General features: G+C 44.3%; 22 protein-coding genes and 1 pseudogene. 4 read left to right on the top strand and 19 right to left on the bottom strand.

Going from position 1 to position 26,384, the window contains the following annotated elements:
• Window positions 1-562 precede the first annotated feature (562 nt).
• From VTH8203_RS10330 to VTH8203_RS10270, 13 genes and pseudogenes are all read right to left on the bottom strand, one after another.
• Complete coding sequence (locus VTH8203_RS10330) at window positions 563-1,567, bottom strand: substrate-binding domain-containing protein (protein ID WP_096993601.1); 1,005 nt, start codon at window positions 1,565-1,567, stop codon at window positions 563-565.
• Window positions 1,568-1,623: 56 nt separating this feature from the next.
• Window positions 1,624-2,544 (bottom strand): ribokinase, encoded by a 921-nt coding sequence (gene rbsK, locus VTH8203_RS10325; protein WP_096993600.1) that lies wholly within the window; start codon window positions 2,542-2,544, stop codon window positions 1,624-1,626.
• Window positions 2,545-2,703: 159 nt separating this feature from the next.
• On the bottom strand, window positions 2,704-3,582 hold the full coding sequence (gene rbsB / locus VTH8203_RS10320; RefSeq protein WP_096993599.1) for a ribose ABC transporter substrate-binding protein RbsB: 879 nt from the start codon (window positions 3,580-3,582) through the stop codon (window positions 2,704-2,706).
• Window positions 3,583-3,657: 75 nt separating this feature from the next.
• Complete coding sequence (gene rbsC, locus VTH8203_RS10315; protein ID WP_096993598.1) at window positions 3,658-4,638, bottom strand: ribose ABC transporter permease; 981 nt, start codon at window positions 4,636-4,638, stop codon at window positions 3,658-3,660.
• The gene (rbsA, locus tag VTH8203_RS10310; protein WP_096993597.1) at window positions 4,635-6,140 is read right to left on the bottom strand and encodes a ribose ABC transporter ATP-binding protein RbsA; all 1,506 of its coding nucleotides are present in this window, start codon (window positions 6,138-6,140) and stop codon (window positions 4,635-4,637) included. Before rbsA ends, rbsC begins: the two co-directional genes overlap by 4 nt.
• A 33-nt stretch (window positions 6,141-6,173) precedes the next feature.
• Window positions 6,174-6,593 (bottom strand): D-ribose pyranase, encoded by a 420-nt coding sequence (gene rbsD, locus VTH8203_RS10305; protein WP_096993596.1) that lies wholly within the window; start codon window positions 6,591-6,593, stop codon window positions 6,174-6,176.
• Window positions 6,594-6,822: 229 nt separating this feature from the next.
• Window positions 6,823-8,448 (bottom strand): putative bifunctional diguanylate cyclase/phosphodiesterase, encoded by a 1,626-nt coding sequence (locus VTH8203_RS10300; protein WP_158296114.1) that lies wholly within the window; start codon window positions 8,446-8,448, stop codon window positions 6,823-6,825.
• 189 nt (window positions 8,449-8,637) lie between these two features.
• Window positions 8,638-9,210, bottom strand: coding sequence for a sugar O-acetyltransferase (locus VTH8203_RS10295; RefSeq protein ID WP_096993594.1), 573 nt, complete (start codon window positions 9,208-9,210; stop codon window positions 8,638-8,640).
• A 178-nt stretch (window positions 9,211-9,388) separates the two neighbouring features.
• Window positions 9,389-10,060: a type 1 glutamine amidotransferase domain-containing protein gene (locus tag VTH8203_RS10290; RefSeq protein ID WP_096993593.1), complete on the bottom strand. Its 672-nt coding sequence runs from the start codon at window positions 10,058-10,060 to the stop codon at window positions 9,389-9,391.
• Between the two features lie 148 nt (window positions 10,061-10,208).
• Window positions 10,209-10,825: pseudogene (locus tag VTH8203_RS10285) on the bottom strand (glutathione binding-like protein).
• 252 nt (window positions 10,826-11,077) lie between these two features.
• A complete protein-coding gene (gene gltS / locus VTH8203_RS10280) occupies window positions 11,078-12,304 on the bottom strand; it encodes a sodium/glutamate symporter (RefSeq protein ID WP_096993592.1) in 1,227 nt (408 codons plus the stop codon).
• Between the two features lie 125 nt (window positions 12,305-12,429).
• Window positions 12,430-13,458 carry a tetratricopeptide repeat protein gene (locus tag VTH8203_RS10275; RefSeq protein ID WP_096993591.1) on the bottom strand — a complete coding sequence of 343 codons (1,029 nt, stop codon included), beginning with the start codon at window positions 13,456-13,458 and terminating at the stop codon, window positions 12,430-12,432.
• A 10-nt stretch (window positions 13,459-13,468) separates the two neighbouring features.
• Complete coding sequence (locus VTH8203_RS10270) at window positions 13,469-14,776, bottom strand: anaerobic sulfatase maturase (protein ID WP_096993606.1); 1,308 nt, start codon at window positions 14,774-14,776, stop codon at window positions 13,469-13,471.
• Window positions 14,777-14,983: 207 nt separating this feature from the next.
• Between VTH8203_RS10270 and VTH8203_RS10265 the strand changes: the two genes are divergently transcribed.
• The 4 genes from VTH8203_RS10265 (at window position 14,984) to VTH8203_RS10250 (ending at window position 19,944) form a co-directional block, all read left to right on the top strand.
• Window positions 14,984-15,793 (top strand): formylglycine-generating enzyme family protein, encoded by an 810-nt coding sequence (locus VTH8203_RS10265; RefSeq protein WP_096993590.1) that lies wholly within the window; start codon window positions 14,984-14,986, stop codon window positions 15,791-15,793.
• A 28-nt stretch (window positions 15,794-15,821) separates the two neighbouring features.
• Entirely contained in the window at window positions 15,822-17,531 is a 1,710-nt protein-coding gene (locus tag VTH8203_RS10260) for an alkaline phosphatase family protein (RefSeq protein WP_208617737.1), read from the top strand.
• Between the two features lie 250 nt (window positions 17,532-17,781).
• A complete protein-coding gene (locus VTH8203_RS10255) occupies window positions 17,782-18,903 on the top strand; it encodes a bacteriohemerythrin (RefSeq protein ID WP_306346040.1) in 1,122 nt (373 codons plus the stop codon).
• Window positions 18,904-18,993: 90 nt separating this feature from the next.
• Entirely contained in the window at window positions 18,994-19,944 is a 951-nt protein-coding gene (locus tag VTH8203_RS10250) for a LysR family transcriptional regulator (protein WP_096993589.1), read from the top strand.
• A 7-nt stretch (window positions 19,945-19,951) separates the two neighbouring features.
• Here VTH8203_RS10250 and VTH8203_RS10245 read toward each other — a convergent pair whose 3' ends face one another.
• From VTH8203_RS10245 to VTH8203_RS10220, 6 genes are read right to left on the bottom strand one after another with little or no spacing between them, the layout of a single operon-like run.
• The gene (locus VTH8203_RS10245; protein ID WP_096993588.1) at window positions 19,952-20,857 is read right to left on the bottom strand and encodes a LysR family transcriptional regulator; all 906 of its coding nucleotides are present in this window, start codon (window positions 20,855-20,857) and stop codon (window positions 19,952-19,954) included.
• 26 nt (window positions 20,858-20,883) lie between these two features.
• Window positions 20,884-22,143 carry a BatD family protein gene (locus VTH8203_RS10240; RefSeq protein WP_096993587.1) on the bottom strand — a complete coding sequence of 420 codons (1,260 nt, stop codon included), beginning with the start codon at window positions 22,141-22,143 and terminating at the stop codon, window positions 20,884-20,886.
• Window positions 22,140-23,828, bottom strand: coding sequence for a VWA domain-containing protein (locus tag VTH8203_RS10235; protein ID WP_096993586.1), 1,689 nt, complete (start codon window positions 23,826-23,828; stop codon window positions 22,140-22,142). The genes VTH8203_RS10240 and VTH8203_RS10235 overlap by 4 nt, the downstream gene beginning before the upstream one ends.
• Entirely contained in the window at window positions 23,828-24,868 is a 1,041-nt protein-coding gene (locus VTH8203_RS10230; RefSeq protein ID WP_096993585.1) for a vWA domain-containing protein, read from the bottom strand. The genes VTH8203_RS10235 and VTH8203_RS10230 overlap by 1 nt, the downstream gene beginning before the upstream one ends.
• Window positions 24,865-25,422 (bottom strand): DUF4381 family protein, encoded by a 558-nt coding sequence (locus VTH8203_RS10225; protein WP_096993584.1) that lies wholly within the window; start codon window positions 25,420-25,422, stop codon window positions 24,865-24,867. The genes VTH8203_RS10230 and VTH8203_RS10225 overlap by 4 nt, the downstream gene beginning before the upstream one ends.
• Entirely contained in the window at window positions 25,419-26,378 is a 960-nt protein-coding gene (locus VTH8203_RS10220; protein WP_096993583.1) for a DUF58 domain-containing protein, read from the bottom strand. Before VTH8203_RS10220 ends, VTH8203_RS10225 begins: the two co-directional genes overlap by 4 nt.
• Window positions 26,379-26,384 lie beyond the last annotated feature (6 nt).

Raw genomic sequence — 26,384 nt, 5'->3', positions numbered from 1 at the left:
AGATGAGAAAGCGATTTAACATCTCGATTAGTCACTCAACAGTAAGGAGCATCTGGCTTGAAGAAAAGCTGAATACAAGAGAGTTACGGCAAGCTCGTGCCGAGGCATCAATTATCGAATAAGAGCAGAACTGTCAAGGTTGACTACTATTAATAAGACTATGACAGAGTCCTTCGGTAATTAGACCGTCAACCTCCCTCGGTAATCACAACTGGTTGGCCTGACACGAGTTTGGACAGAAACGCTCTACATCCCTTCATGTCTAACATACTTCATATAGCCGTCATCCTCACGAAAGTGAGGATCTCATACCAAGTGTAGGCAACTGAAAATATTAGATTAAGTCACGTAATTTAACTTCTCAACGCGCTGAATGAGATCCCCTTTTTCAAGGGGATGACGGTGATTTTTGGTATAGTTTGAAACTCCGAAAGGGGCAGAAGTGAGATAACTCGTGTCTAGCTGATTACGAATTTAAAGCCAAAAATTGATCAAACTTTATTGTATCTGGACAATCTTTATTAGAATCGATCAAACTATTTTGTCATCTGACAAGAACCAACTACAATAACGACTTCACACTGTTTCTTACCACCAGCGTTGGTTCTAGCTGAACAACATCAGGAACTTCATTAGTTTTATCTATCTTAGCTAACAAGGTCTCAACCGCCGCCTTACCTAAACGATATTTCGGCTGATGGATGGTAGTTAAGGCGGGCGTCATATACTTCGCTATATGAATATCGTCATAACCAATAATTGATAGCTCTTCCGGTACTTTTACACCTTTGTTATGAGCAATATTGATAGCGCCCATCGCCATCATGTCATTGCATACAAATAGCGAGCTCGGTAATGCCCCGCGAGACATCAAAGCCTCTAAAGACTTAGCCCCGCCATCACATTCAAAATCTGACTCAATGATCCAGTCTGGATTTATCCGCAGTGAATGTTCTTTCAAGGCTTTCTTGTAACCTTCATAGCGCATCAAGGCCTGATGGCGATTCAATGGTCCAGTAATGCAACCAATCTCATTATGCCCACATTCTATCAAGTGCTTCGTCGCCAAATAGCCGCCCAGATAGGAGTTATCCTGAATCTTGTCACTTTCAAAATGGATAGGCCCCCAATCCATGACTACAACAGGGATACTTGGGTACTGGTCAAAGATATCCAGTTTCTCACCTTCTAGAGTGGAACACATAAGAATCAACCCATCGACACGCTTTTGCAAAAGTGTATCAATGGATGCTCGCATGCGCTCCGTATCCCCTTCTGTATTGCACAGAATAAGATTGTAGTTTTGATGATAGCAACTACGTTCTACCCCTTTCACCACCTCACCAAAGAATGGGTTGGTTGAGGTGGTCACTAACATTCCAATGGTTCGCGTACGATTCATTTTAAGGCTACGAGCCAAAGCTGAAGGGGCATAGTTAAGTTCTTTCGCTGCGTTGTTGACTCGCTCCGAAATCTCTTCACTCACAAACCGTGTTTTGTTGATGACATGACTTACCGTTGATGTGGATACTCCGGCCAGTCTTGCAATGTCCTTCATCGTTGCCATTGGGCAATGCTCTCCGCTACTGCTTCTTTGTTATCGTCACCTGATTTAGGCTTTTATTAAGCTTTTTGCTCTATAAAGTCTTTTACTTCATCTAACGAAGGAATGGAAGTCTGAGCACCGAATCGAGTCACTGAAATAGCGGCAGCAGCATGAGCGAAAACGATAGCCTCTTCAATGGATTTTCCTTCGATTAATCCGGTGACCAAAGCACCATTAAAAGTATCACCCGCAGCAGTGGTATCGGTCGCGTCAACTTTAAATCCGGCAATACGCTCACCCCGACCATTTTGACTTAACCAAACGCCTTTCGAACCAAGTGTAATGATGACGATTTCAATGCCTTTGCGATGCAATTCATTAGCAGCTTGTTGTGCTGACTCATCATCGTTAACCGTAATGCCCGTTAGAACTTCTACTTCTGTCTCATTTGGTGTAATAACATCAATGCACTCAAGAAGAGAGTCTGGCAACATCATTGCGGGCGCTGGGTTCAACACAACGTTCGTTTTCGACTGCTTCGCAAGTTTAGCGGCATATTCGATGCCTTCAAGCGGCGTTTCTAGTTGTGTTAATAAGTAGTTTGCGCTCTCGATCATCGCTTTGTGAGGCTCGATACGAGCCGTAGTGAGTTTGGCGTTTGCTTCCGCAGAAATACAAATACTATTTTCACCACTTTCAGCGACTTGAATCATCGCAATACCAGTTGGCGTGCCCGGTTCTAGCTGAACACCCTCGATATTAATGCCATCAGCTTTGAATGCTTCGCGAATGTTAATGCCAAACGCATCATCACCTACACAGGCAATAAAGCCAGTATCTCCACCAAGGCGCGCCGCGGCTACCGCTTGGTTTGCCCCTTTACCACCGGGAATGACTTGGTAATTCATACCGTGTAAGGTTTCACCGGGCCTAGGGAAAGAAGGAACCTGCAGCACATGATCTGCATTCACACTACCCAATACGATGAGTTTATTCATATATTGTTCCTTTTAACTCGAATAAATTAACTTGGGGTTGCCTCTCAATGACAAGCCGAAACTAACTCTAAAAAAGTGGTTCTTGTCCATCTAAAGCTCTCCTTTGCTAAAAGGAGAGCTTTACTACTTTTTGTAGATAGATTGCTACTCGGAAAGTAATTAGTTAGTGATCACTTTGAGAGGAACTGGGATGTACTCTTCGACCTTTTCACCTTTTAGCAATTTATCCGCAGTTTCAACACCAAGTGCACCGATCATGTCAGGCTGTTGAGCGATTGTTGCTGCCAGTTTGCCACGCTTGACCGCAGCCATACCGTCCTCTGTGCCGTCAAAACCGACAATCATTACGTCTTTACCTGCGGCCTCAACAGCGCGAAGTGCGCCCAATGCCATTTCATCGTTTTGTGCAAAGACCGCTTGAACGTCAGGGTTCGCTGCTAGCAGGTTTTCCATTACGTTCAAACCTTTAGTGCGGTCGAAGTCTGCAGGCTGACTCGCTAATAAATCCATTTGAGACCCCTTTGCTGCGGTCATGAAGCCTTCACCACGCTCACGAGCCGCCGACGTACCCGCGATACCCTCTAGTTGGATGACTTTTGCTTTCTCACCGACTTTTTCCATGATGTAGTGACCCGCCATTTCACCACCCACAACGTTGTCAGAAGCAATATGGCTGACCACATCGCCACGGCTTGCACCACGGTCAAGAGTGAGTACTGGGATATTAGAGCGGTTCGCCATGCGGATTGCATTAGATACGGCATCCGAGTCTGTTGGATTGATCAGAATCGCTTTAACGCCGCGAACGGTTAAATCTTCGATGTTAGACAGCTCTTTACTTGGGTCATTCTGAGAGTCCAAAACGATCAGGTTATAACCCAAATCTTTTGCTTTCGCCTCCGCGCCCTCTTTCATGGTTACAAAGAATGGATTGTTAAGTGTCGATACTACAATTGCCATCGTATCTTGTGCCGATGCCGCTGCAGACATCGAAGCAGAAAGCACCGCAGCAGAGATAAGAGTTGCTAATTTTTTCATCGTTTTAGTCCTTTGTGTAGGGTTTGGATCAACTCATTGTCGAGCCAGTTATTGTTAAAGTGTATCTACGAGTTATTACTTATTTTTGTTGTCTACCAATACTGCCAGCAGGATAACCACTGCTTTAGCAATCATTTGGTAGTAGGAGGAAACATCTAATAAATTCAATGCATTGTTAAGGAAGCCGATGATAAGAGCACCAATCAAGGTTCCCATGATTCGACCTTTACCACCCATCAAGCTAGTGCCTCCAAGGACAACAGCAGCGATAGCATCTAACTCATAGCCCATACCTGCCGTAGGTTGCGCTGATGATAAGCGGGAAGTCACTATGATACCGGCTAGTGCTGCTAACAAACCACAGATGGCGTACACACCGATTTTTACTTTGTCGACATTAATACCAGACAAACGTGTCGCTGATTCATTGCCGCCTAGTGCGTAAACATAACGACCAAATCGTGTATGGTTAAGTAGATACCATGCTGCGGCAAAAACAATTACCATAATCCAGACTGGTACCGGAATGCCCATAGCGTAGCCTGTACCAAACCATGCGAACGCATCAGCGGTATCCGTAAAGCCCGTTGAAATAGGACGACCATCGGTATAAACCATAGTGACACCGCGTAACAAGGTCATCGTTACCAATGTTGCTATAAAAGCTTGCACCTTACCTTTCGCGATAATGATGCCACTGATCGCACCCAATGCAGCACCAGCAAGTAAAGCAGTAGGAACGGCGATTAATACCGGCACTTCCATGGCAATCAAACTCGCTGCAAACGCACCGCAAAGTGCTAATACCGAGCCAACACTCAAGTCAATGCCCGCAGTCAAAATGACCAAGGTCATACCAACCGCGATAATAGCGTTAACAGACGTTTGACGTAGAATATTCAGAATATTGTCTACGGTGAAAAAGTTAGGGTTAAGGAATGACACCACAACAATCAAGAAGATCAAAGCGATCAGTGACTTCTGCTCGATGAACCACTCTTTGTTAAAAAGAGGCTTCTTTTTTTCGGTATCAACACTCATTGTTTTATTGCTCATGCTGCTTCCTCACTTACATTTTTGCCGACAGCGCATGCTAATAGTTTTTCTTGATTTGCTTCGTGTGCCATAAACTCTCCGCTTATGTGCCCCTCATGCATAACCAAAATGCGATCACTCATACCCAATACTTCAGGCATTTCTGATGATACGAGAATGATGCTCATACCATCTGCTTTAAATTTGTTGATAAGCTGATAGATTTCTTTTTTTGCACCAACATCAACGCCACGGGTGGGTTCGTCCAGAATCAGAACTTTTGGTTTGGTCATCAGCCCTTTGGCAATAGCTACCTTCTGCTGGTTACCACCAGATAAGTTACCAATGATCTGATCACGAGACGGCGTCTTGATGTTAAACAGTTTGATAAAATCCTCGACCGCAATCACTTCTTCGCTATGTTGAATCTGAACGCCTTTAGATAGCTGTTCAAGGGCACAAAGCGACATGTTCTCTTTAACAGACAAACCCAGCACCAACCCATCGCCTTTACGGTCTTCAGAGATATACGCGATACCATTGGCCAAGCCGTCCTGTGGACTACTTGGGTTGATAGTTTTGCCATTGAGAATCACAGATCCAGACTCACGTTTGCGAGCGCCATAGATAATTTTCATCAGCTCTGTTCGCCCTGCTCCCATGAGTCCAGAGATCCCAAGAATCTCTCCCTGATCTAAGGTAAAGCTGACATCATTGACGCCAGGACCTGACAGGTTTTTCACCTCTAAGCTGGTTTTGCCATGAACGGCATCGATACGCGGATATTGTTCATCGAGTTTACGACCCACCATCATTTCGATAAGCAGATCTTCGTCGGTTTCAGCAACCGTGCGTTGCCCGATAAACTTACCATCACGTAACACCGTAATGTCATCACAAATCTCAAAGATCTCTTTTAAGCGATGGGAAATATAGACGATGCCACAGCCCTGCTCGCGTAGTTCGTTGATCACACTAAATAGTGACTCTGTTTCAGTATCGGTCAAGGCATCAGTAGGCTCATCCATAATGATGACTTTGGATTTAAATGATAGTGCCTTGGCTATCTCCACCATTTGTTGCTCACCGAGGCTCAGCTCACCCAATAATGTTTTTGAGCTGTGTTTTACATTTAAGCGCGCCAACAAGCGATCCGCTTCCGCGTACATGTCAATCCACAAAATTCGCCCAAACGCGTTGGTTTTCTCACGACCTAAAAAGATATTTTCTGCGATAGTCAGTTCGGGAATCAGGTTTAATTCCTGATGGATAATGCTAATGCCCGCTTGCTGAGAGTCTCGTGGCCCCTGAAACGAAGTTTCAGCGCCCTGATAACGTAGCTCACCTGAATCTTTGGAGTAAATGCCAGTTAACACTTTCATCATTGTCGATTTGCCAGCGCCATTCTCACCTAGCAAAGCCATGACCTTGCCTGGATACACATTCAAACTGGCTTTATCCAGCGCTTTTACGCCAGGGAAAGCTTTTTCAATATCGCTCAATTGTAATATTGGTTGCAGCATGTTGGTTGTCCTGTACTGTCTTGCTTTGCCGGGCTAAAAGACGACGCCCGCTTGAAAGATCACGTTAGCATAAGGCGTACATTCACCTGTTCTCACTACCGCTTTTGATTCGTGTGTTCTTACTTTGAACTCTTCATGTGAAACGTATGCAACTGAAATTGCTTTACCTGTCGCTTGTTTTTCCTCTTCAATAATATCGATCAAAGCATTATGAAGTTCTGGGCTAACCCGTTTGAATTCCTCAGCCATTAATACGCCTTCAATTTGTGCTTCCCCGAGATACACTTTCACGGTATCTAAGAACGCGGGAACGCCATGAGTTAGCGCAAGATCGATGCGCTGCACGTGGTCTGCTATAGGTAACCCTGCATCACAAATAGTCACTTCATCAGTGTGACCTAATGTGGACACTAAAAAGGAGAGTTCAGAGTTAATTAGAGCACTTTTTTTCATGTCTTATACCTGCTTCATGCGGCTTTATCGAGACTGTATTGCTAGATAAATATTTTTGATAATTTTGTCATCGAAACGTTTCGATGACAATCCTAACGCAGTGCGTCAAAAGATCGAGGGACTGAATAGGCAAGTGTGAGCCAGATCGGACTATCGAAACGTTTCGATTAGTTTTTCGTGAATGATTTCAAACTGTGACAAATTGAATTAAATGAGGAAAATAAGTGGATTAACTGCCTTGTTGCCTACGATATGAAATGTATGGTCCTGAAGCAAAATGACAGCCTATCGCTTTTAACGATTGAAGCTGTTCTTCTGTCGTTACCCCTTCAGCAATAGTTTCAATATTTAAAACATTCGCGAAGCCGACAATGGCTTTTGCTACCTGCTCTACTGAGATATCTTGAGCAATTTCTTCGGTTAACTGTGCCCCAACTTTTAGCTTTTGGATTGGTAAAGCACGTAACTCAGAAATAGAAATATGCCCCATACCAAAGTCGGCAACGGTAATTTGACAACCAAACTCAACCAATTGGTATAGCTCGTCCACACAGCGCTTCTTGGATAGCATGTCTTCAAACACTTCTAGCTCCAAACACTGAGGAGGCAATTTGGAACGGTGGAGGATCTCCATGACTTCTTGTACGAACAAACCATGCCCGAAGTTTTTTGAAGAGACTTTCACCGCTACAGTTTTCAGTACCCCGACCGTGGCGTATTTACAGGCTTGCTCGATGGTAAATAAATTGAGTTTACGAATTAATTGAGATTCTTCTGCAATAGGGATAAATTCAAATCGATCCACATTGCCCAATACTTGGTCTACCCATTCAAGTCGACTTTTGTATGCCACCACTTCATTTTTGTGTAAATCGATGACGGGCATAAAACTCACTTCAAGTTTATGCAGCTCTATAGCCTCAGCTAGCCGCTGCGCTAGAGCTTTTTTTCGTCCCCATTGTGTTCCCATCTCTTCGTTGTAACTTACCCACATAGTTTGGCATTGCTTAGCTCTATACATAGCGAGGTCAGCTTGTTTGAGAAGCAAACTGGTTGGAATCCTTTTGCTGTTATTCGTGGTAATACCTACCGCAGCGGAACCACGCTCGGATTTGTTTCCAATCTCAATATAAGCAATAGCATCTAGTAAATTTTGAGCCATGTTTTCAGCCAAATTGGCGTCACAATTGGGCAGCAAAACAACAAATTCATCTCCACCTAAACGGGCTACAACGCCCTGTTCTGCAATGACATCCCGAAAACATCGAGCGACGTTTTGTAAAAACAGATCGCCGTAATCATGCCCTTTACTATCATTGATCGATTTAAACTCATTTAAGTCGATAAGTAATAATGAATAAGGTTCGGTGGAATCTTGATGCTCAACCAAAAAATCTTGAAGATGATCAAAAAAGGAAGTCCTATTTGGTAGTCGAGTAAGTGCATCAAAATAGGCTAACTCACTTAGCTTTTCGGTTAGGTTCTTTTCAGATGTGACGTCTCGTTTGACCGCAATATAGAAATGCTGGCCTTGATATTCGAACGGGCTAATGTGCGCTTGTTCGACAAATAACGTGCCATTCTTTTTTCTATTTATAAGTTCACCATACCAATCCTGGCCCGAAAGAAGTTTCGACCACATATCATGATAGGTTTTCACTGTTGTTTTGCCAGAACGAAGAAAGTTTGGATTCTTACCAATCACTTCTTGTTCACAATAACCGGTAAGATTATAGAATTGTTTATTCGCGTATTGGATATGTGCATTGGCGTCTGTAATTAGGACAGCAGCAGATGCGCTTTCCAACGCTTTTTCCAGCAAACCCAATGACAACTCAAAATCTGAATACTGCAACGCCAAATCCACTACAAATAGACACTTTTAGAACTAACGCCGCTATAATAAATTTTTATGTAATGGACATCAAACAAAACGTCAAAAAATCGTTGTCTACTCAACAATTTTTTGACGCAAAGTTAAGTTGCTGTTTTCGATTTATTTTATTCTTGCTTTAGTAACAGAAATCGGCAGTTATTGAACAAATCATTGGCCATTATCGATTTCTTTAATAACCCTACACGGATTACCAACCGCTAAGCTATTCGCAGGAATATCTTTGGTGACGACGCTACCCGCACCGATAACGGCATTATCACCAATAGTGACACCAGGACACACTATCACACCACCACCTAGCCAAACGTTGTGGCCGATCTTTATCGGCAACCCGAACTCAACTTCCTCATCAACACGTCCTTTCACGTCTAGTGGATGTCCCGCAGTATATATCTGCACATTAGGAGCAAAAAGTACGTTATCACCGATCTCAACGACATTGACATCTAATATCACGCAATTGAAGTTGGCATAAAAGTTATTTCCAACGTGGATATTCTCCCCATAATCACAACGAAATGGTGGCTCGATATATAAATTTCCACTTCGATTAGGAATGAGTGCTTCTTGAGCTTGTTTCCATTGGTCGGTATTAGGAATACTGTCATTGAGCAGCTTAAGTGTTTTTCGACAATTCAGACGCGCTTTAACCAGTTCTTCATCCCACGCTTTATAGGCTTCACCGGCAAGCATTTTTTCACGTTCGGTTTTTGTAGTCATTATAAGTGTCATTAGAGTAATTAATGAAAATAGATTGCTCTAATTGACTCTATTGTACTATTTGCTTTGTCAATAAAACGTCAGATATAACCAGAACAACACAAACAATCTCGCCACCGTCACACTTTGTAGCGTGTCTTGCTTACAATAAAAAACCGACATTATTTGGATTGTCCTTCTACCTCGCATTTAGGTAGTCTACTAGCGCTTGCGCTACCGCGGAGGAACTTGCTGGGTTTTGTCCGGTAATGAGCTGTCCATCGATTTCGATGTGACTACTCCAATCTTCTGCTTTACGATAAAGTCCTCCACGATTGGTCAATTCTTCTTCGACGAGATAAGGAACCACGTCACTTAAACCCACGGCTTGTTCTTCACTATTACTAAATCCCGTTACTCGTTTACCGTTGACGATCGGCTCTTCATCCTCGCCAACAACGTTGATCAACACACCAGAAGCGTGGCATACCGCACCCACGGGTTTTCCTTGGACAAAAAAATCGTCTATCAGCGATACCGAGTCAGGGTCGCAAGTTAGATCCCAAAGAGGCCCATGACCTCCGGGATAAAAGACCGCATCATAATCAGAAGCTTGTACCTCAACGAGTCTTAATGTTTGCGCAAGGTGAGTACGGGCGACAGGATCTTGGTTAAATTTTGTCGTGGCCTCAGTCTGAAACTCAGGCAGAGCACTTTTAGGATCGATGGGAGGTTGCCCTCCTTTGGGAGAGCATAACGTAATGTGCAATCCTGCCGCTTTGAATACGTAATAAGGCGAGGCAAATTCTTCAAGCCAAAAACCTGTCTTTTCATTGCCGTCCCCCAAACGATCATGAGAGGTGATTACCATCAGTATTTTCTTTCGACTCACTAAGAAGTCTCCTATCCGAGCTTTCTTATAAACCTAGTGAGTTTGCGAGAATTTTCAAATCCAAACGCAAATCCAGCCACATGCTTGGCTTCCCTTTCTCGACATAAGAGAAGCCAAGTGGTCTTTATTAAGCTTGCATCGCCGGACGAGATGACACCCTGTCAAACCAGCGCTTTATATGTGGGTATGGCTCTAGCGCCTCAATGTTTAACGCATTTATCGCCACTACGACCAATATGTAGGCACTGATATCCGCAATAGTGTAACTTTCTGTTGCGACGTATTCAGATTCCGATAATTGTTTATCCAATTTAGGTAAAAACAGTTCTACTCGATGCTTAGCTTCCACACCCCAAGCTTCCACGCAGTTTTCTCGATCCTTATAAAGTCCGGTAGAGTTACGAAACGCCTGAAAAGCATTTTGAATGCCGTCTATTTCAACGATACGGTTCCACATTTCTACTTTTGCACGTTCCAAGATAGTGCCGCCGAATAAATTCAGGCTATTGGGCTGTATTTCGTCAAAGTAGCGGCTAATGGCTACGGTTTCACTTAAATACGTGCCATCGTCAAGCTCAAGAAGCGGTACCTTTCCATTTGCGCTTTTCGCTTTATAGTCGTCACTTAAGTTGTCTCCTTCACGCACATTGATTTCTACACGCTCAAAACCCTGAGCGTTAATCTCACGCAAAAAAAGTTCAGTCGTTTGCAGCTTACCGTTGCCGCTTGTTCATATAACTTCATTGTCATCCCTTTTATCTAACTGATCGTTCCGTTATAACCTACGCAATAGTATGAGCGGTCTCATTGCCCGCCTTGTAACTACAAAGTGAGATTGTCAGTACGGACTGAGAAATTACCTCAGGAGAAGTCGTGCTCAGTTGAATGATTTCGGTGAAGGGTTTTGGTCTGTTTCAGCGCTGTAGCCCTAAGTTGTCATCAACTAGGGAATACAGCACCACATTTAGGCTTTAGTCAGAGACTCTTCGAAACAGCTTACATAAGAATACCCATAAAGTAAGGGATGATCACTGCATTCGCGAGGTCGATAAAAAACGCGCAAACTAATGGAACCACGATAAAAGCTTGATGCGAATTACCATACTTTTGCGCGACCGCTGACATATTTGCCATCGCTGTTGGTGTCGATCCCAGCGAGATCCCTCCAAAACCTGAACAAATCACGGCAGCGTCATAGTTTTTACCCATAGCAGGGAAAATAACAAAAAGATTAACCAATATAGCCACGACAAATTGAGCCGCCAATATGGCAAATATTGGTCCAGCCAAATCAACCAGCGTCCACAATTGCATACTCATCAGCGACATCGCAAGGAAAGCACCAAGTGACATATCGGCGATCAAAGCCACCGCTGGCTTGTTGGCCGGCCATGAGGTCCCTGTAATTCTTGGATAGTTATGAGGCACTAGGTTAGAAAGAATGATACCAGCGAATAAACACGTAACGAACAATGGAAGCTGCAATCCTAAATGCTCGATACCTTCATTCAAGAACACACCCACGATAATACAGGTGTGGATTGCCAACATAGCATCAAGAAAATCGTAGGAAGTAATTTTAGGCTCAGGTTGGTTTTCAGAAACACCAACGTCCAATGACTGCTGTTCTTGAGGTTTAAGGTCGTAACGTTTGATGAGAAACTTGGCAATTGGCCCTCCCATAATACTCGCTAGAATAAGACCAAACGTAGCACTTGCAATACCCAGTTCCATGGCAGAATTTAAACCAAACTGCTCTTGAATTTTAGGCGCCCAGGCTATCGCCGTTCCGTGCCCACCAATCAGTGATACTGTTCCACTTAGCAGCCCTGCTACTGGCTCTAAACCAAACGCGGTCGCAACGGTAATACCCGTCAAGTTCTGAACTATCATGTAAGCAATGGTCACCGCAAGTAAGATCACCAAAGGTTTCCCACCTTTTCTCAGATCTCCTAAACTCGCATTGATACCGATAGTCGTGAAAAAGTAGACGAGCAAGACATCACGAGCCATCAGATCGAAACTGACTTCTATGGATGTCGCCATGTAGAACAGAGCAAAAAGAACCGAAAAGACGATTCCTCCGGAGACCGGTTCAGGAATGCTGAATTCTTTGAGGAATCCAACAACCTGATTCAGTCTTCGACCAACAAAGAGAACGACAATACCCAGAGTTACCGCTAAAAAAGAATCAATATGGACAGCGCCATCTTCAATAATCATGTGTTCCACATCCTGTTAGAAAACGATACCGAACAGAATGCCTTTATTCTCTATGCTATCCAACTCTTTATTAAGAAAATTTTAACTTTGGTAACTTATATTTACCGGTTTACTTTAATTATTGCTTACTTTTTCTTGAGTTCTTCAATAACGTAGGGAGGGGCTACTTTTTGCAGTTCGGCCAAACACACGTCTGCTTTTGCGTGTCCAGTTCGTACATAAATATCGCAAACCGCGTAGAGCTGTTCTGGCGCACCAGAAATCAGATACGCCTTTTCAAATGAGTTCGTCGCTTTCGCGACATCAATGGGTTCTTGAAGTACGCCGTTTAAGTACCAATAATAGCTATTGTCAGGCGCATACTTCGTCGCCTTTTCGATAGCATTAGCCGCCTCATTCTTGTTCCCTATTCTAACTAGGGTTAGCGCTTTTGAATAATATAGTTGAGCCGACATACTATCGTTTTCAATAGCACGATTTAGCACTTCTAGCGCCTTCTCATCTCGTTGTTGCGCTCGATAATTATCCGATAGACTCAGAGAGACCTGCGTCGCCATTGCAGGGTTCGTTATCAACTGTTGATAGATTAGTTCAGCGCTGCTGAAGTCTTGATGCCAACGGTAAACATCCGCTAGAAGTAACTGCTTTTCACTGCCAGAATGCTGCTTCAACTGCTGAATAGCGCTTGGGTAAATCTTATCAAGCTGTTGTTGCTGCTGCTCATTCATATTGGTGTAATCAGGGATCAAATTTACTAAAGCTGCCAACTGCACGTCACTACTTTCATCGTTTAACAATGGAGCTACCAACTTCCATCGATATTCAAACTGATAAGGCTTGGCACCTACGATGGCTGCTTGTCGAATATCAGAGTTTGCGTCTTTAAGCGCTCTTGAAACTGCAACCAGTGCATTCTGATTTGGAAACTGACTAAGCTGATGCAAAGCATCAACGCGACATTGTACGTTCTCTGACTGATTCTGCGCCGTATAAGAAAGGCGCTGAATTTGTTGCGCCGTACTTTCTTGAGCTGAAGCAGCGACGCTTTGTGGTTTGGTTTTGGTCACTTGATCTTTCTGTGGTTCGGCACTGACTGCCAAAAGACTAAAGATCGTTGCCATCGCACCTAACGCGAACAGATGTCTATTTTTCATTGGTCGGCTCCTAGAACTTGGTTGCAAATCCAACATTGCGAATGGCTTGGTCGCTGTAATTTCCATGAGCTACCGGATTGCCGGTGGCACGTAAGATATAGGCAATCGCTTTATCTGCGTGCGAGAAGAACTTTTTCCACCCTGCACAAAGGTAGTTGAGCCCAGGCTCACCGGTACGGGTTTTAATAAATCGGTTTTTGGGACATTCGCCATAGCATGCAAACTGATAGTCACACTGCTGACACTGCGCCGTTAGCGTCTTAGATTTAGCAAATCCGAAATTTTGTTGTACTTGGCTATAAGCCATTGTTTCCAATTTAGTTTCGTTAATATTGCCAATTTTGTACTCGGGGTATACATAATGGTCACAACTATAAACATCGCCATTAGGCTCCATTGCTAAGCCTTTGCCACACAATTGACCAAGCGTACATAACGGATTTTTTCGTCCCATCCAAGTTTCCACACTCGCTTCAAAATACTGAACAAACACACGGCCAATATCTCGCTGAATCCACTCATCGAAGATGGCAATAAGGAAGTTACCCCAAGCCTCATCAGAGACACACCATGATTCCATAATCGAGTTGGCGTTTCCGGGGATGAGTCTTTTGTCTCCTTGCTTGAGCTGCTCATTTGATTTCCATGTTTGCGGTGCGGTAGTTCGGAACGACTTCTGCTCAACAATTGGAATAAACTGCATTTGTGGTGAACGCACTTCATCACGCAAAAAACGATACACTTCTAAAGGATTCTTGCTCGTGAGGTTATTAACGCAGGTCAAAGTGGCAAAGCTCACCTTGTGTTTGTGCAGCAGTTCAACTGCCTTCATCACTTGCTTATGCGTGCCACGCCCTGCTCGGTTGGTTCGGTAAGCATCGTGTAGCATCTGTGGGCCATCAATACTCAGTCCAACAAGGAATTGGTTCTTAGCAAGAAACTCACACCATTTGTCATCAAGCAGAGTACCGTTCGTTTGCAGATCATTTGAAATCTTAATCCCGACAGGCTGATATTTCTTTTGTAGCTCAACCACTTTTTCGAAATAACTCAGCCCAAGCATAGTTGGCTCCCCCCCCTGCCACGAGAAGATAATTTCCGGCGTATTCTGTCCTTCAATGTAGTTTTTGATGTACTGCTCGAGAAGCCCTTCGTCCATCTCTGGCGAACAGCCTTTTTTGTATTCCAGCAGGTCTTGTTTACTCAGGTAATAGCAGTAGTTGCAATCAATGTTGCACACCGCGCCAATGGGTTTCGCCATCACATGCATTCTTTTGGAAGCTTTCCCTTGAAATTGGGGACCTTGCGATAAGTGGATTGGCTGTGAGGACTCTGTCTTTTGAGAACCGCCTAACGACTGAGCTGAATTCACACTGAATACCATAAACCATGCACCTTTTGTGTTGAGACTCATCGCATTTTATATCAGGGCGACACATGCGGGCGTTATAGTGCTTATAACCAAAAAGAAAGTGGGCAGTCGTTAAAATTGAGGAGATGTTTCTTAACACTACAGAGCCAAACTATGACTGATTACTCAGAGGAAAAAAGGGCATGGAATACAACAAAACTACTTGTTGTTTTAGCCATCATTGCGCTACCTATACTACTTTCTGGCTGCGTGAGTCCGTCCAACCATCCTATCGCTATGAGTATCAACCAAGATATGGTTCTCGTTGAAGGTGGTGAGTTTACTATGGGGTCCGACTCCAACACCGCAGCAAAGTCAGAGCGTCCCGCCCATCCTGTCCGAGTCGATAGCTTTTATCTGTCCAAGTTTGAAGTCACCCAAGAGCTGTTCGAGTCCGTTATGGGTTCATCGATGAGTTACTTCGCAGCGCCTGATGTACCCGTGAATAATTTAAGCTGGCAACAAGCCAACTACTTCGTTGAGAAACTTAATGAAATGACCGGTGAAAAATATCGCTTACCGACAGAAGCTGAGTGGGAGTTTGCAGCGAAAGGTGGTATCCACTCTAAAGGCTATCTCTACGCTGGCTCTGACAGCATCAATGATGTCGCTTGGTACTCAGAGAACGCTAAGAATCGCGCTCACCCAGTTGGAATGAAACAGCCGAATGAACTCGGTTTGTATGATATGACAGGAAACGTAGGTGAGTTTGTCCAAGATGCTTTCGACGACGGCTTCTATCGTTTTTCTCCTGTTGATAACCCAAATAACGCTAAACATTCAGATTCAGGGCTTTCACATAAATCCGTAAGAGGTGGCAGTTTCTCTTACGACGCGAACGAATCTGAAAACTTCCGACGCGACTTTGCGAGTCAATCAATCATTATGTCGGATATGGGCCTTAGACTCGCGAAAGACAAATAACCTTTTATCGTCATGGCAAGGACATACTATGCATAATAACAAATTCTCCAAACCAATAGTGACGGCGTCACTATTGGTCGCACTGTGCTTGAACACCAGCGCTGCGCTAGCCGCAGAAGCAAAACCCAACCTTGTGCTACAAATAACCGTGGATGGATTGCGAGCAGACCTTATAGAACGTTACAAACACAATTTCTCTGACAATGGTTTTAAATACCTTATGGATCAAGGCGTTTACTATAAAAATGCCAATTACCAGCATGCCAACACAGAAACCATTGTCGGTCATGTTTCCCTCGCAACAGGAGCACCACCAGCCGTTCATGGTATGGTAGGTAATGTTTGGTTTGACCGTAGCTTAGATAGACTGGTCTACAATGTCGAAGACCCGAGCTATTCCATGTTAACGTCTGGGGCTGGCGTTGATAAATCCACGGAGATCGATCCAACACAAAAAGCAGCGGCTGGTGACGGTCGTTCACCAGAACCTATTCTTTCCACTACATTTAGTGATGAGCTCGTTATTAGCAATAATGGACAATCACGCGTTTTCTCTGTGTCAGTGAAAGACCGCGGCGCTATTTCTCTTGCTGGACATGGTGGTAAAGCCTTTTGGTTCTCAAAAGCACAGTCTCAATTTGTCACCAGTGATTATTATTATAACCGTAACCCTTTCTGGGTTGACCGATGGAATGAGAAAGCTATTCCTGCCAAGTATTCAGGCAAGCGCTGGGAGTTATCACTGCCGAGAGAACAATACTCTCTGCAAGAAAACAGTAAAGAACATAAAGTGGATTTAGGCGGCTTTGCTCGCACCTTTCCTCACCCTTACGGCCCCGCATCTTATAAGTACTACTCAACAATGTTGACAGTAAGCCCAGCTGGCGATGAGATCACGGCTGACTTCGCCAAGACGCTGCTGGCTCAAGAAAAGTTAGGAACCGGAAACGCGACAGACTATCTCGCTATCAGTTTTTCTTCCAATGATTACGTTGTTCACCTTTATGGGGCATCGAGCCTAGAAACCGAAGACAACTTAATTCGCCTAGACAACACTCTTGCCAAGCTATTCAAGTATGTTGACGATTCTATCGGTCTAGAGAATACCCTTATCGTGCTCTCTGCTGATCACGGCGTGCCCGAGGCGTCTCCAACTGTCAATACACTGGGCTTTCGACAGCCGTTCTACTTTAACAAGGGTGCGTTGCTAACGGACGCACTTATGACACGACTTAGCAGTGAATTTGGTTTGGGAAAGGAAGTGATTAAGCTTTATGCCCAACCCTATATTTACCTCGATCACCAACTCATTTCAGCGAGCAAAGCATCCCTCAGTGATGTGCAAAAAGTGATTGCGGAAGAAGTAATGAAAGTAAAAGGTGTGGCGACTGCAGTAACCAGTGAAGATATTGCGAACAATCGAGTGGCGAACTCACGGGTAAATGAACTGATTCGCAACAACTACCACCCTCTTCGCTCGGGTGACGTGTATATGGTGTTTGGTCCTCGTACTTATATCAATGACATGGATGGACTTACTATTGCGTCCACGCACGGTTCACCATGGCGCTACGATACCCATGTTCCGGTGATATTTGCCGGCCACAACCTCAAGCCCAGAACTGTCACTCGCCCGATTACCCCTTACGATATCGCTCCCACACTGTCAGGCTATCTAAGCGTGAGTGCCCCAAGTGGTGCAACTGGCGAGATGTTGCCAGAAGTGATTCAAAACTAGCCTTTAGCCCAACCAAGAGAGTAGACACTCTCTTGGTTGCACATCAATTCCTACGCTACTACTCACAATTTGTGTAAGAAAAGGGGAAGTTACCACTGAATCAAGGATACAGCACCCTAGTATCATTTTGAATAAACCACACATAACCTTATGATTTGATGATAATTTAGTAAATTTAGGCTAACTCGAGCTTTTTCACTCTGGTTATTTTCGATACCATCAGGCTCCTCTTGTCATCACAGATAGTCCAATGATGCCTAGCAATCAAATAGAACTGTTTCCTTGGAACACCAACTTCGAAACCGGAATTCCCGTTATCGACGAGCAACACCGAAACCTGTTCTCGTTGATCAACAAACTGGCTAATGCGTTGGTTTACGATAACCAACTCCAAGTTTCCACCATTTTCGACGAATTGGCTGATTACGCTCGCTATCACTTCTCTGAAGAGGAACATGTATGGCAGCAATACTTTGAGCATGATAGTTGGTGTCAACTTCACAAAGCGAACCATGAGTCATTTTTACCAGAGATTCTCAACCTGCAAAGCAGGACTAAAGAGAGTGGTTGGCATGAAGCAACAGAGCAGATACTCCACTTCCTGATTCGTTGGCTACTGTTACACATTCTCCATGAAGACAAAAAAATGGGATTGGTACTCAGTGCTCTTTCCGATGGAGCAATCGACTTACAACAAGCGAAAATCGCGGCGGAAGCTAAGTTGATAGACGAACATGGCACGCTAACCGATACCATACTAAATATGTACTTTGAGCTTTCTTCTCATGCTATCGAACTGATTCGTGAAAAGAATCGTCGCATCATTGCAGAAAAAGAACTAAAAGCGCTAAACGACAAGTTGCAAAAACTTGCCGTAACGGACGAACTATCGGGGCTGTTCAATCGTCGCTACTTTATGATGATGACACCAGAAACTCTACTTCGAGCTAAAGTCGAAAATAGTAAATTAAGCTTTATCTCCCTCGATCTCGATAACTTCAAACACCTCAACGATACATTAGGACATGTCAAAGGTGATGAAGCGATTGTCCAGTTCAGTCGTGTGTTATCTTCGAAATTTTGTCGAGAGAGCGACTATATTTTCCGCATGGGCGGTGACGAATTTTTAGTTGTCGTTTGCGGTTCAGAGCATAAACAAGTCATGGAGATTGCCGAGCAAGTCCGCAGTGCTATTGAGTCCTTGACCTCAAATGACGCTGCAGAGATAAGTGCAATCACTACTTCAATCGGCGTCTTTACCCATATTCCCGAAGGATATGAGGATTTCATGTACTTTATGGAACGCGCTGACCAATTGCTTTATCAAGCTAAAGAACAAGGGCGAAATCGTATTCTTTCGGTTGAAGAGTGATTCACCAGACGATAGAAATACTCGGTCGCTTCCAATCTGGAAACGACTCCACTAGTATAAAAACGGTCTTCCACAAAGAATTTGAGTAACATGTCAATCACTCACCAACTTCGACTCTTTGTTGATGTTGTTCAACAAGGTTCGTTTGCCAAAGCTGCAACCCTCAACAATATGGATAACTCCTCACTCTCTAAGCAAATAAAAAAACTTGAGGAGACGTTGGGCGTACAGTTACTCAATCGTTCTACTCGGTCATTTTTTCTCACCTCGGCAGGTGAGGATATTCTTGCTGAGGCTCACGTTTTATTAGCGTCTTTAGACAATATTAAAGGTATCGCAGACTCCTACCAATCCGAACCCAAAGGCATCATCCGAATTGTATCTGCTGTGTTTCTAGGTCAACAATATGTCCAACCCGTCATTAGCTGTTTTATGCAAAAATACCCAAATGTACAAGTCACCTTGCACTTAGATGACCGCAAGACGGATATCATTGCCGACCATTTCGATTTAGCCATTCGTATGGGAAAACTGACTGACTCCAACCTTATCGCAAAAAAATTGGCTAAAACCAATTTTGCTATTGTTGCATCAAAAGAATTTCTCACCCAGCATGGTACGCCGAAGACGCCCGAGGAATTAGTGACCCTACCTGCTGTTATCTACAATAACGGTGATGTCTGTCTTGATAGCTTTAAAATGAGTCGAACGCCTCATTGTCAGGAAATGAATCATTATAAGATGCAGGGCAATTACAAGGTTAATGATGTTCGAACCATGATGTCGGCAACTCAAAATGGCATCGGATATTGTGTGATCGACCTATTCAACCTCGAAAGGCCAATTGATGAACTCGGCTTGGTGCCTCTGCTAACTGATTACACGCTTTCAACTCAAGACACGGGTATTTATGCAATATACCCTCACCGGAAACAAACCTTGCTTGTTTCCGAGTTTATTAATCAATTGAAGAGCTATATTGGAGAGCCTGCTCGTTGGGAAGCCCATATTCCAGATTATCAGCACATGTATAAGCAGTAACTGAATTCTAGGCTACCTGAGCTGCAACTTTTACGATTTGTTGCCTCAACCATTGGTGAGCAGAATCCGAATTTCGACTTGGATGCCACACCATGCTCAGACCGTAATCCGACGCCCCGAATGGCATGCTTAGTGCTTTGACGTCTAACCCATTCGCAAATTTATGAAAAGTGGAGTGAGTGATAATTCCGATTGCGTCAGTCTGGCTAATCGCTGGCAGCATATCAACCTCACCAGCCGCTCGATACATAATTTTACGCTTACCAAACTCCGGAAAATCTTTCTCGTTGAAAAAGCTCTTACGAGTTTGCCATTGAGACATCACAACATGCTGTTCAGCAAGATATTGCTCTGTGGTGATGGTATTGCCAGTGATACGAGGATGGTCTTTTGCGACCACTACATAGAGTTTTTCACGGAAAATTTCTTTCACTTTGAGTGTGGACGTCTCATCCCGAGTTCTATCGATCACTAAATCATATCGTTGCAACCGCAGATCCGATTCGTGGTCTTCTGTAAATAGAGGATGAACTTCCAGCGAAACTTTCGGTGCGATTTTAGCAATGCGAACGAGTAACTCTGGCAATATCGCATAATTGGCAGCGGATACTGAGGCTATTGAGAAGGTCTTGGTTGATGTCTTCGGGTTAAAATCTCGTGAAGCTTCTAGCGTTGATGTGAAGTTTTTCAACGAAGTGGCTAACGCCGGATAGATATCATTGGCAAATGTGGTCGGCTCCACACCGCTCGCATTTCGATGAAATAACGAATCATCGTAGATTTCTCTTAACCGCTTTAAAGCCTTACTAACGGCAGGCTGACTAATTCCCAACCTTGAAGCGGCACTAGAAAGGCTTTGCTCTTCATAGATTGCAACGAATACAGGAATTAGGTTTAGCTCAGTATTTTTCATTATTACCTTAACTTAACGCACGGTGCTCAGCGCCATTTATCAAGGCCTTTTAAGTCACTTACGCACTGTTGTTCTTTGCTACTTTTCAAATGACGCCAAAGCCAATAGCTGTTTTCTTTGGTTGGCGTCTGCCTTTGAACATGCTCACTTGCCTCTCGCCACTTATCACCATCATGCATTCGCTTTAGCTCTAGATTGCCAGTGCGCTTTCGACCTTTTAGATAAAGTAATGTTCTTACCTTAGGCCAGTCTTGTCGTCTTACAGCTTGTTGGAACAGCCACCAAGGCGGTTTAGGATGATACTTATAGTAACGACTTACAAATATCATCAAGCTAATCAATACAATAGAGGTACTGATTAGTATAGCTATCTGCGACCAATAGGTATTCAATAAAGATCGCCAAGTGTGAGCAACGGTTACTTTTTTAGTCGCTAGTGTAACTTCTTTGACAGACTGTGACTCGCTATCCCACCAACGAATCGTCTGCTTAGGAAACGTGACCTCACCACCTGTTGTCAGTATATAAACAGTCTCATCGGTTCGGGTCGATTGATAGTTTCCACGAGTCTGACTATCTGTCAACGCACTTGGTTTGGGATAAGATTTCGTGCCACCGATGGATTGTTCACTGTCTAACGGAGGCAACAGTATCGATAACGTGTCATCAGCCGTAATAGTGACTTTTCTTGTCAGGCTATCTCCTGCTTCCAACTTCTCAGATGACTGCTGCCACTGTTCCGAAATCTTGACCTTACTAGCAACAAACCAAGGCTTATTTGGAGTAAAGGAAGCATCTGGAAGTTGAGTAAAAAGCGACATCGGTTTGGTATAGAGTGTACCTTGCACGTTAGTCCCATCAGGTGCTGACACTTGAACTCTAACTGGAACTTTAGGTAAACGATATTCACCACTTTGCTGAGGGTAAAGCGTAATCTCCCAACGCTGACGTGACCATGTTTGGCCATTTTTTCTCTCAGTATAATTGGTCGCAAGCTGATTTCGCTGTTTGACAATAAGATCGGGCATACCAAAAGCCGAAATGCGAGTACCTCCTGTAAACCAACGGGGTGTCGATACCTCAATGTACAATATCACCTGTTCTCTAATGGCAGCAGGTTCAGACGCGGTTGCTCCTTTACTGAGCCAAGATTTGATTTCTACGCCTCCTATACGTTCAAGCTCGTTTATGGACATAGCCGCATTAGATTGTACAGAGAACATCATTAAGAAAGTGCTAACAAGCAGTAAGCTCAATTGTTTTACATTGCCAAATCGAAAAATCATTGAGTTTGACCTCTCTGAGTGTCACGCAGTTGAATCTGGAATTTATTGCGTAAGAAGTGTTTAGGATCGGCTTCCACTCGGCTTAGCCATTTATCAGCCAGTTCTTCACTCCCTAGAATTTCCCGTGCATTGAGCGTCTCTTTTAGCATCATTTCCCATGTCGTCGTTTCATCAGCGCCATCTGCCGTTTGAGGATTATCACCAAGCTCTGTAGATTCTTCCGGCCCATCTGTGGTCCCTTTTTGGCTTTCACTGAATTGGTTTATTTCGTCAACCAGCGATTGCATCACCTGGTAGTTATGGGTCGCTTTTTCTGCAATATCCACGGATTGCGTGTCCTTAGCAAGCGCGCGATAGAGGTTTCTTGCTGCCAAGTATTCTCGTTGCCTTGCTAATGCATTGCCTAAATATAGAGTACCTAGTTCGCTATTCTGAACTTGCAAAAACTGCGCTTGTGCTGACTTAAAATCGCGCCCGTAGTAATAGGTAATGCCTTTATTCATGGGCTCTTGATAATGCTTTGCCGCTTTTAGAAACTCTCCACGCTCAAAATACCACTGACCTTGTTGATCGGGAGTCAGCCAAAGATTCATCCACGCTTGTTTCGCAAAGATCCAGAGTTGATCCACTTGGGACATAGGTTGTGCCGTTGTCTCGGTTTTTGCCACCGACGACACCGTTTTTGCGTGTGCTTCTGAAACCAAAATATTTGGACTTAACAAGGTTGCGATGAACATCCATTGCACCAACCACCCCTTTCTGAACCAAAGCAAGGCCAGCAGCATAATCGGAAAGACCAGATAGTAGCCCATATCACGCCAAGGCATAGCTGACTCTCCCGAGATTTGCATATGCCTTTCAACATCAGTAGCAATTTGTTCAACATCGGCGTTGTCGATACTCAACGCGTAGTACCTTCCACCTGTGTCATTGGCAAGCTGCTTTAGGCTGTCCCAGTCTGTTGCTGCGCTTGATTGGTTGCGTTCACTGCCTACCGCCATCACCATGACAAGCACGTTTGAGTCTTCAAACGCCGTCTTATACTGGTCAATCGCCTCTGATGCTACGCCATCTGAAATAATGAGCACTGAACCCGATGAGCTGCCTTTAAGCTGCGACTGTATTTGAGGGATAGCGGCTTGGGCACTTTTACCCTGAACAGGAATCACTTCTGGTGAAATAGCGTTTAAGAACGGCAAGAACACCTGATTATCTTCTGTCATTGGCATCGCGGTGTGAGCGCTGCCAGCAAAGACAATAAGCGATGTTTTTCCTCCTTGACGAGCTTGCAGTAAGTCGCGGATTTTATACTTGGCACGCTCGAGTCGAGAAGGCGGTAGATCACTTTGCATCATCGATTGGCTGGTATCGAGTACTATCACTAACTCGCCTTGGTCCTCACCAAATGGCGAGGCCTCACGTTGCCAAGTCGGCCCTGCGCAAACAATAATAGCTAATCCAAGAATCGCACTAAGGAGTTTAAGTGGCAGCTGGCTTTTCCACCCTTGCTCGCCAATTACCAACGCCTTTTGCAGATGCTCAGGAATGATGGTTTTCCAAGCAGCAGATGATTCTCTGCGCAAACGAAGTAACAACAGCAAGGCTAATGGCACAAAAGCAAGCAACCAATAGGGACGCATAAAATGGAACTGAGAACTAATTTGCTCGACGACTAGGGAGTTCATTAGAGGTTTCTCCCTGTTTGATTGGTCTCGTTAAGTTCGCGAGGTTGACCATACCGACGGCGTAGCGTTGCGGTTGAAAAGGCAATCAAATACAAGATGACGACTACCATCAAAAAATACTGGTGCACAGTTTGTTTAGGTCGGTATTGATTACTTTCGTACAACTTCGGCTCTAACTCACCAATCGTTTGGTACGCTTGTTGAAGTGCTTCTTGGTCTAGGGCCTGAAATGCCTGACCACCTGATTGGCTAGCAATATTATCGATCGTTGCCATATCCAGAGCCTGCTCACCGATGGTGGCGGGATCACCCATCGCAATCACGTGAATACGCACTCCTTTTGCCGCCGCGACAATAGCGGCATCTTTAGGCTCTACAAAACTGCCTGTGTCATTACCATCGGTCAGTACCACGACGACTTTCTCTTTGTCTTTTGACGATTCAGATTGTTCAAATACCTTAATCGCGAGACCTATCGCATCCCCTAGATGTGTGCTCTGTCCTGCCATCGCCACTTCAGTCTGATCAAGTAACGCAAGCCAGACATCGTGATCCGCGGTGAAAGGCGTTTGAAGATAAGCCGCATCACCAAACAGTATCAGACCAAGTCGATCACCTTCTCGCGTTGCAACGAACTCATGCAAGACACTTTTGACAGCATCAAGCCTTGAGACCGCTTGACCATCTGACGAAGAGAAGTCCATCTCAGACATAGAGCCCGATAAATCAACCGCGACCATCACATCTCGACCAAGCTTCTCTCTCGTTTGTGGCTCGCCCAATACCGTAGGTTTGGTCATTGCAATAACCAATAAGCACCATGAAACGATCAGTATTCCACGTTGCCACCAAGACGGCTGCAATTGGCTGGCACCAAGTTCTGGCTGCTCACCCAAAATATCCAGCAACTTATTAAAGAAAGGGACTTTGATGGCACTTTGTTTGGTCTTGTATGCAGGTACAAATCGATAGACAACCACTGGCAGCGGCAAAAGCAAAAGCCACAGCGGATACGTCAATGTTAAGGTAGACCAACTCATCGCTGACCTCCTTGAATACCCATTCTACTGAGACTGCGAGCAATCACTTGTTTTGCCTGCCAATACTGTTTAAGCCAATTAGGTACGGGGTGATGTTCAATCCACCTATGTACTTGTTGATAAATATGTTCTGATTCCGAAGCGTCTAGTGTCACTTTTGAACTCAGTAAAGTGCGTAACCATTTTCCACCCAACTCAACATTAAATTGAGCATCAGGACTGACATAGCGGTTCAATTGCTCTATCCATGCTGTTCCATATTGCTGAGATTGAGAGATTTTAAGGTACTGCGTGACACTTTTTAGTACGTCGTAACACATCTGGTCGCGTTGTGGTGATGTTTTGTTGCTTTGCAGAATAGCGAGTGCTTCTCTTCGGTAACGAAGCATAGAATGGCGACAATAGCCGCGAAAAAGTTTAACGCCAATGAGTAGAACGATAAGTAATCCGATAAGTTGCCATCCAATGGTTTGTGGCAACCAACTAACAGAATCAGGATTAGGAACTTCGAGCATGTTACGCAAAATGTAAGAGCTAGGTGCAGGTTGAGTCATGAGCTAAACCCTCCTACAGCTCGTTTAAACCTGGCAATGTGGTCACCATCGGTCGTCAGTTCAATCACAGGTAATTTTTTTATCGACATAAGCTGGCGTAAGCTTTCCAGTTTGCTTTGAGATTGGGCAGCCAAACCAGCATTGGCGGCATTGAGTTTATGTTTCTCTGTCACACTTAGCTGATACTTACCATCGCCAAATACTAACGTTGACGCATCAAGAATCTCGTCAGGTAGCCGACGTTCTAGTGGGTCCGAGATAATTACGCTGAGGATATCATTGTGCTGTTGTAGGTATTTCAGTCGGTCAATATCATGCTCTGTTGCGTCTGACCAATCCGATATGAAAACTAAGGTGGCGTTTTTTAACCCCAGATTACCAAGCATAGATATGGTCGCTGCAAAGCCTACGCTGTCACTGTCTTCACTGTGTAAGCCAAGGGATTGATTTGCGTGACACAAGCGCTTAAGTCCATGTAGCAGATGATTTTGCGAGCGCTGTGGTTTTATGTACTCGATGTGGTCACTATGATTAATGATAAAACCCACACGGTCGTTGTCTTTTATGATTCGCCAAGCAGCCAGTGCGCCAACTTCAGCTGCAACGACCGATTTCATCGTATCGACTGACGAAAAATACATCCCGCTTCGCTGGTCAATACACAGAATAAAGTTACGATCTTTCTCTTCGGTATAGGTTCTGACATGCGGTTTACCAGTACGCATCGTGACCTTCCAATCGAGATTACGAATGTCATCACCAAGCTGATAATGTCGCAATTCTTCGAAGTTAAGACCACGACCGCGAAACGGAGAACTGTGTCTGCCAGACATTGCCGACTGCGCCATCAAGTGTGGCAATAGTGATAAAGCTTGAACTTGCGATTGCAGTTTCAGCAATCGGGCGTATGGAGTATAAATGCGAGTATCGAGCGATGCCTCGGTATTGTGAGCCATATTATC

The organism is Vibrio thalassae, assembly GCF_900089835.1.
Lineage (GTDB): Bacteria > Pseudomonadota > Gammaproteobacteria > Enterobacterales > Vibrionaceae > Vibrio > Vibrio thalassae.
This window is presented reverse-complemented; position numbering and strand designations above follow the sequence as displayed.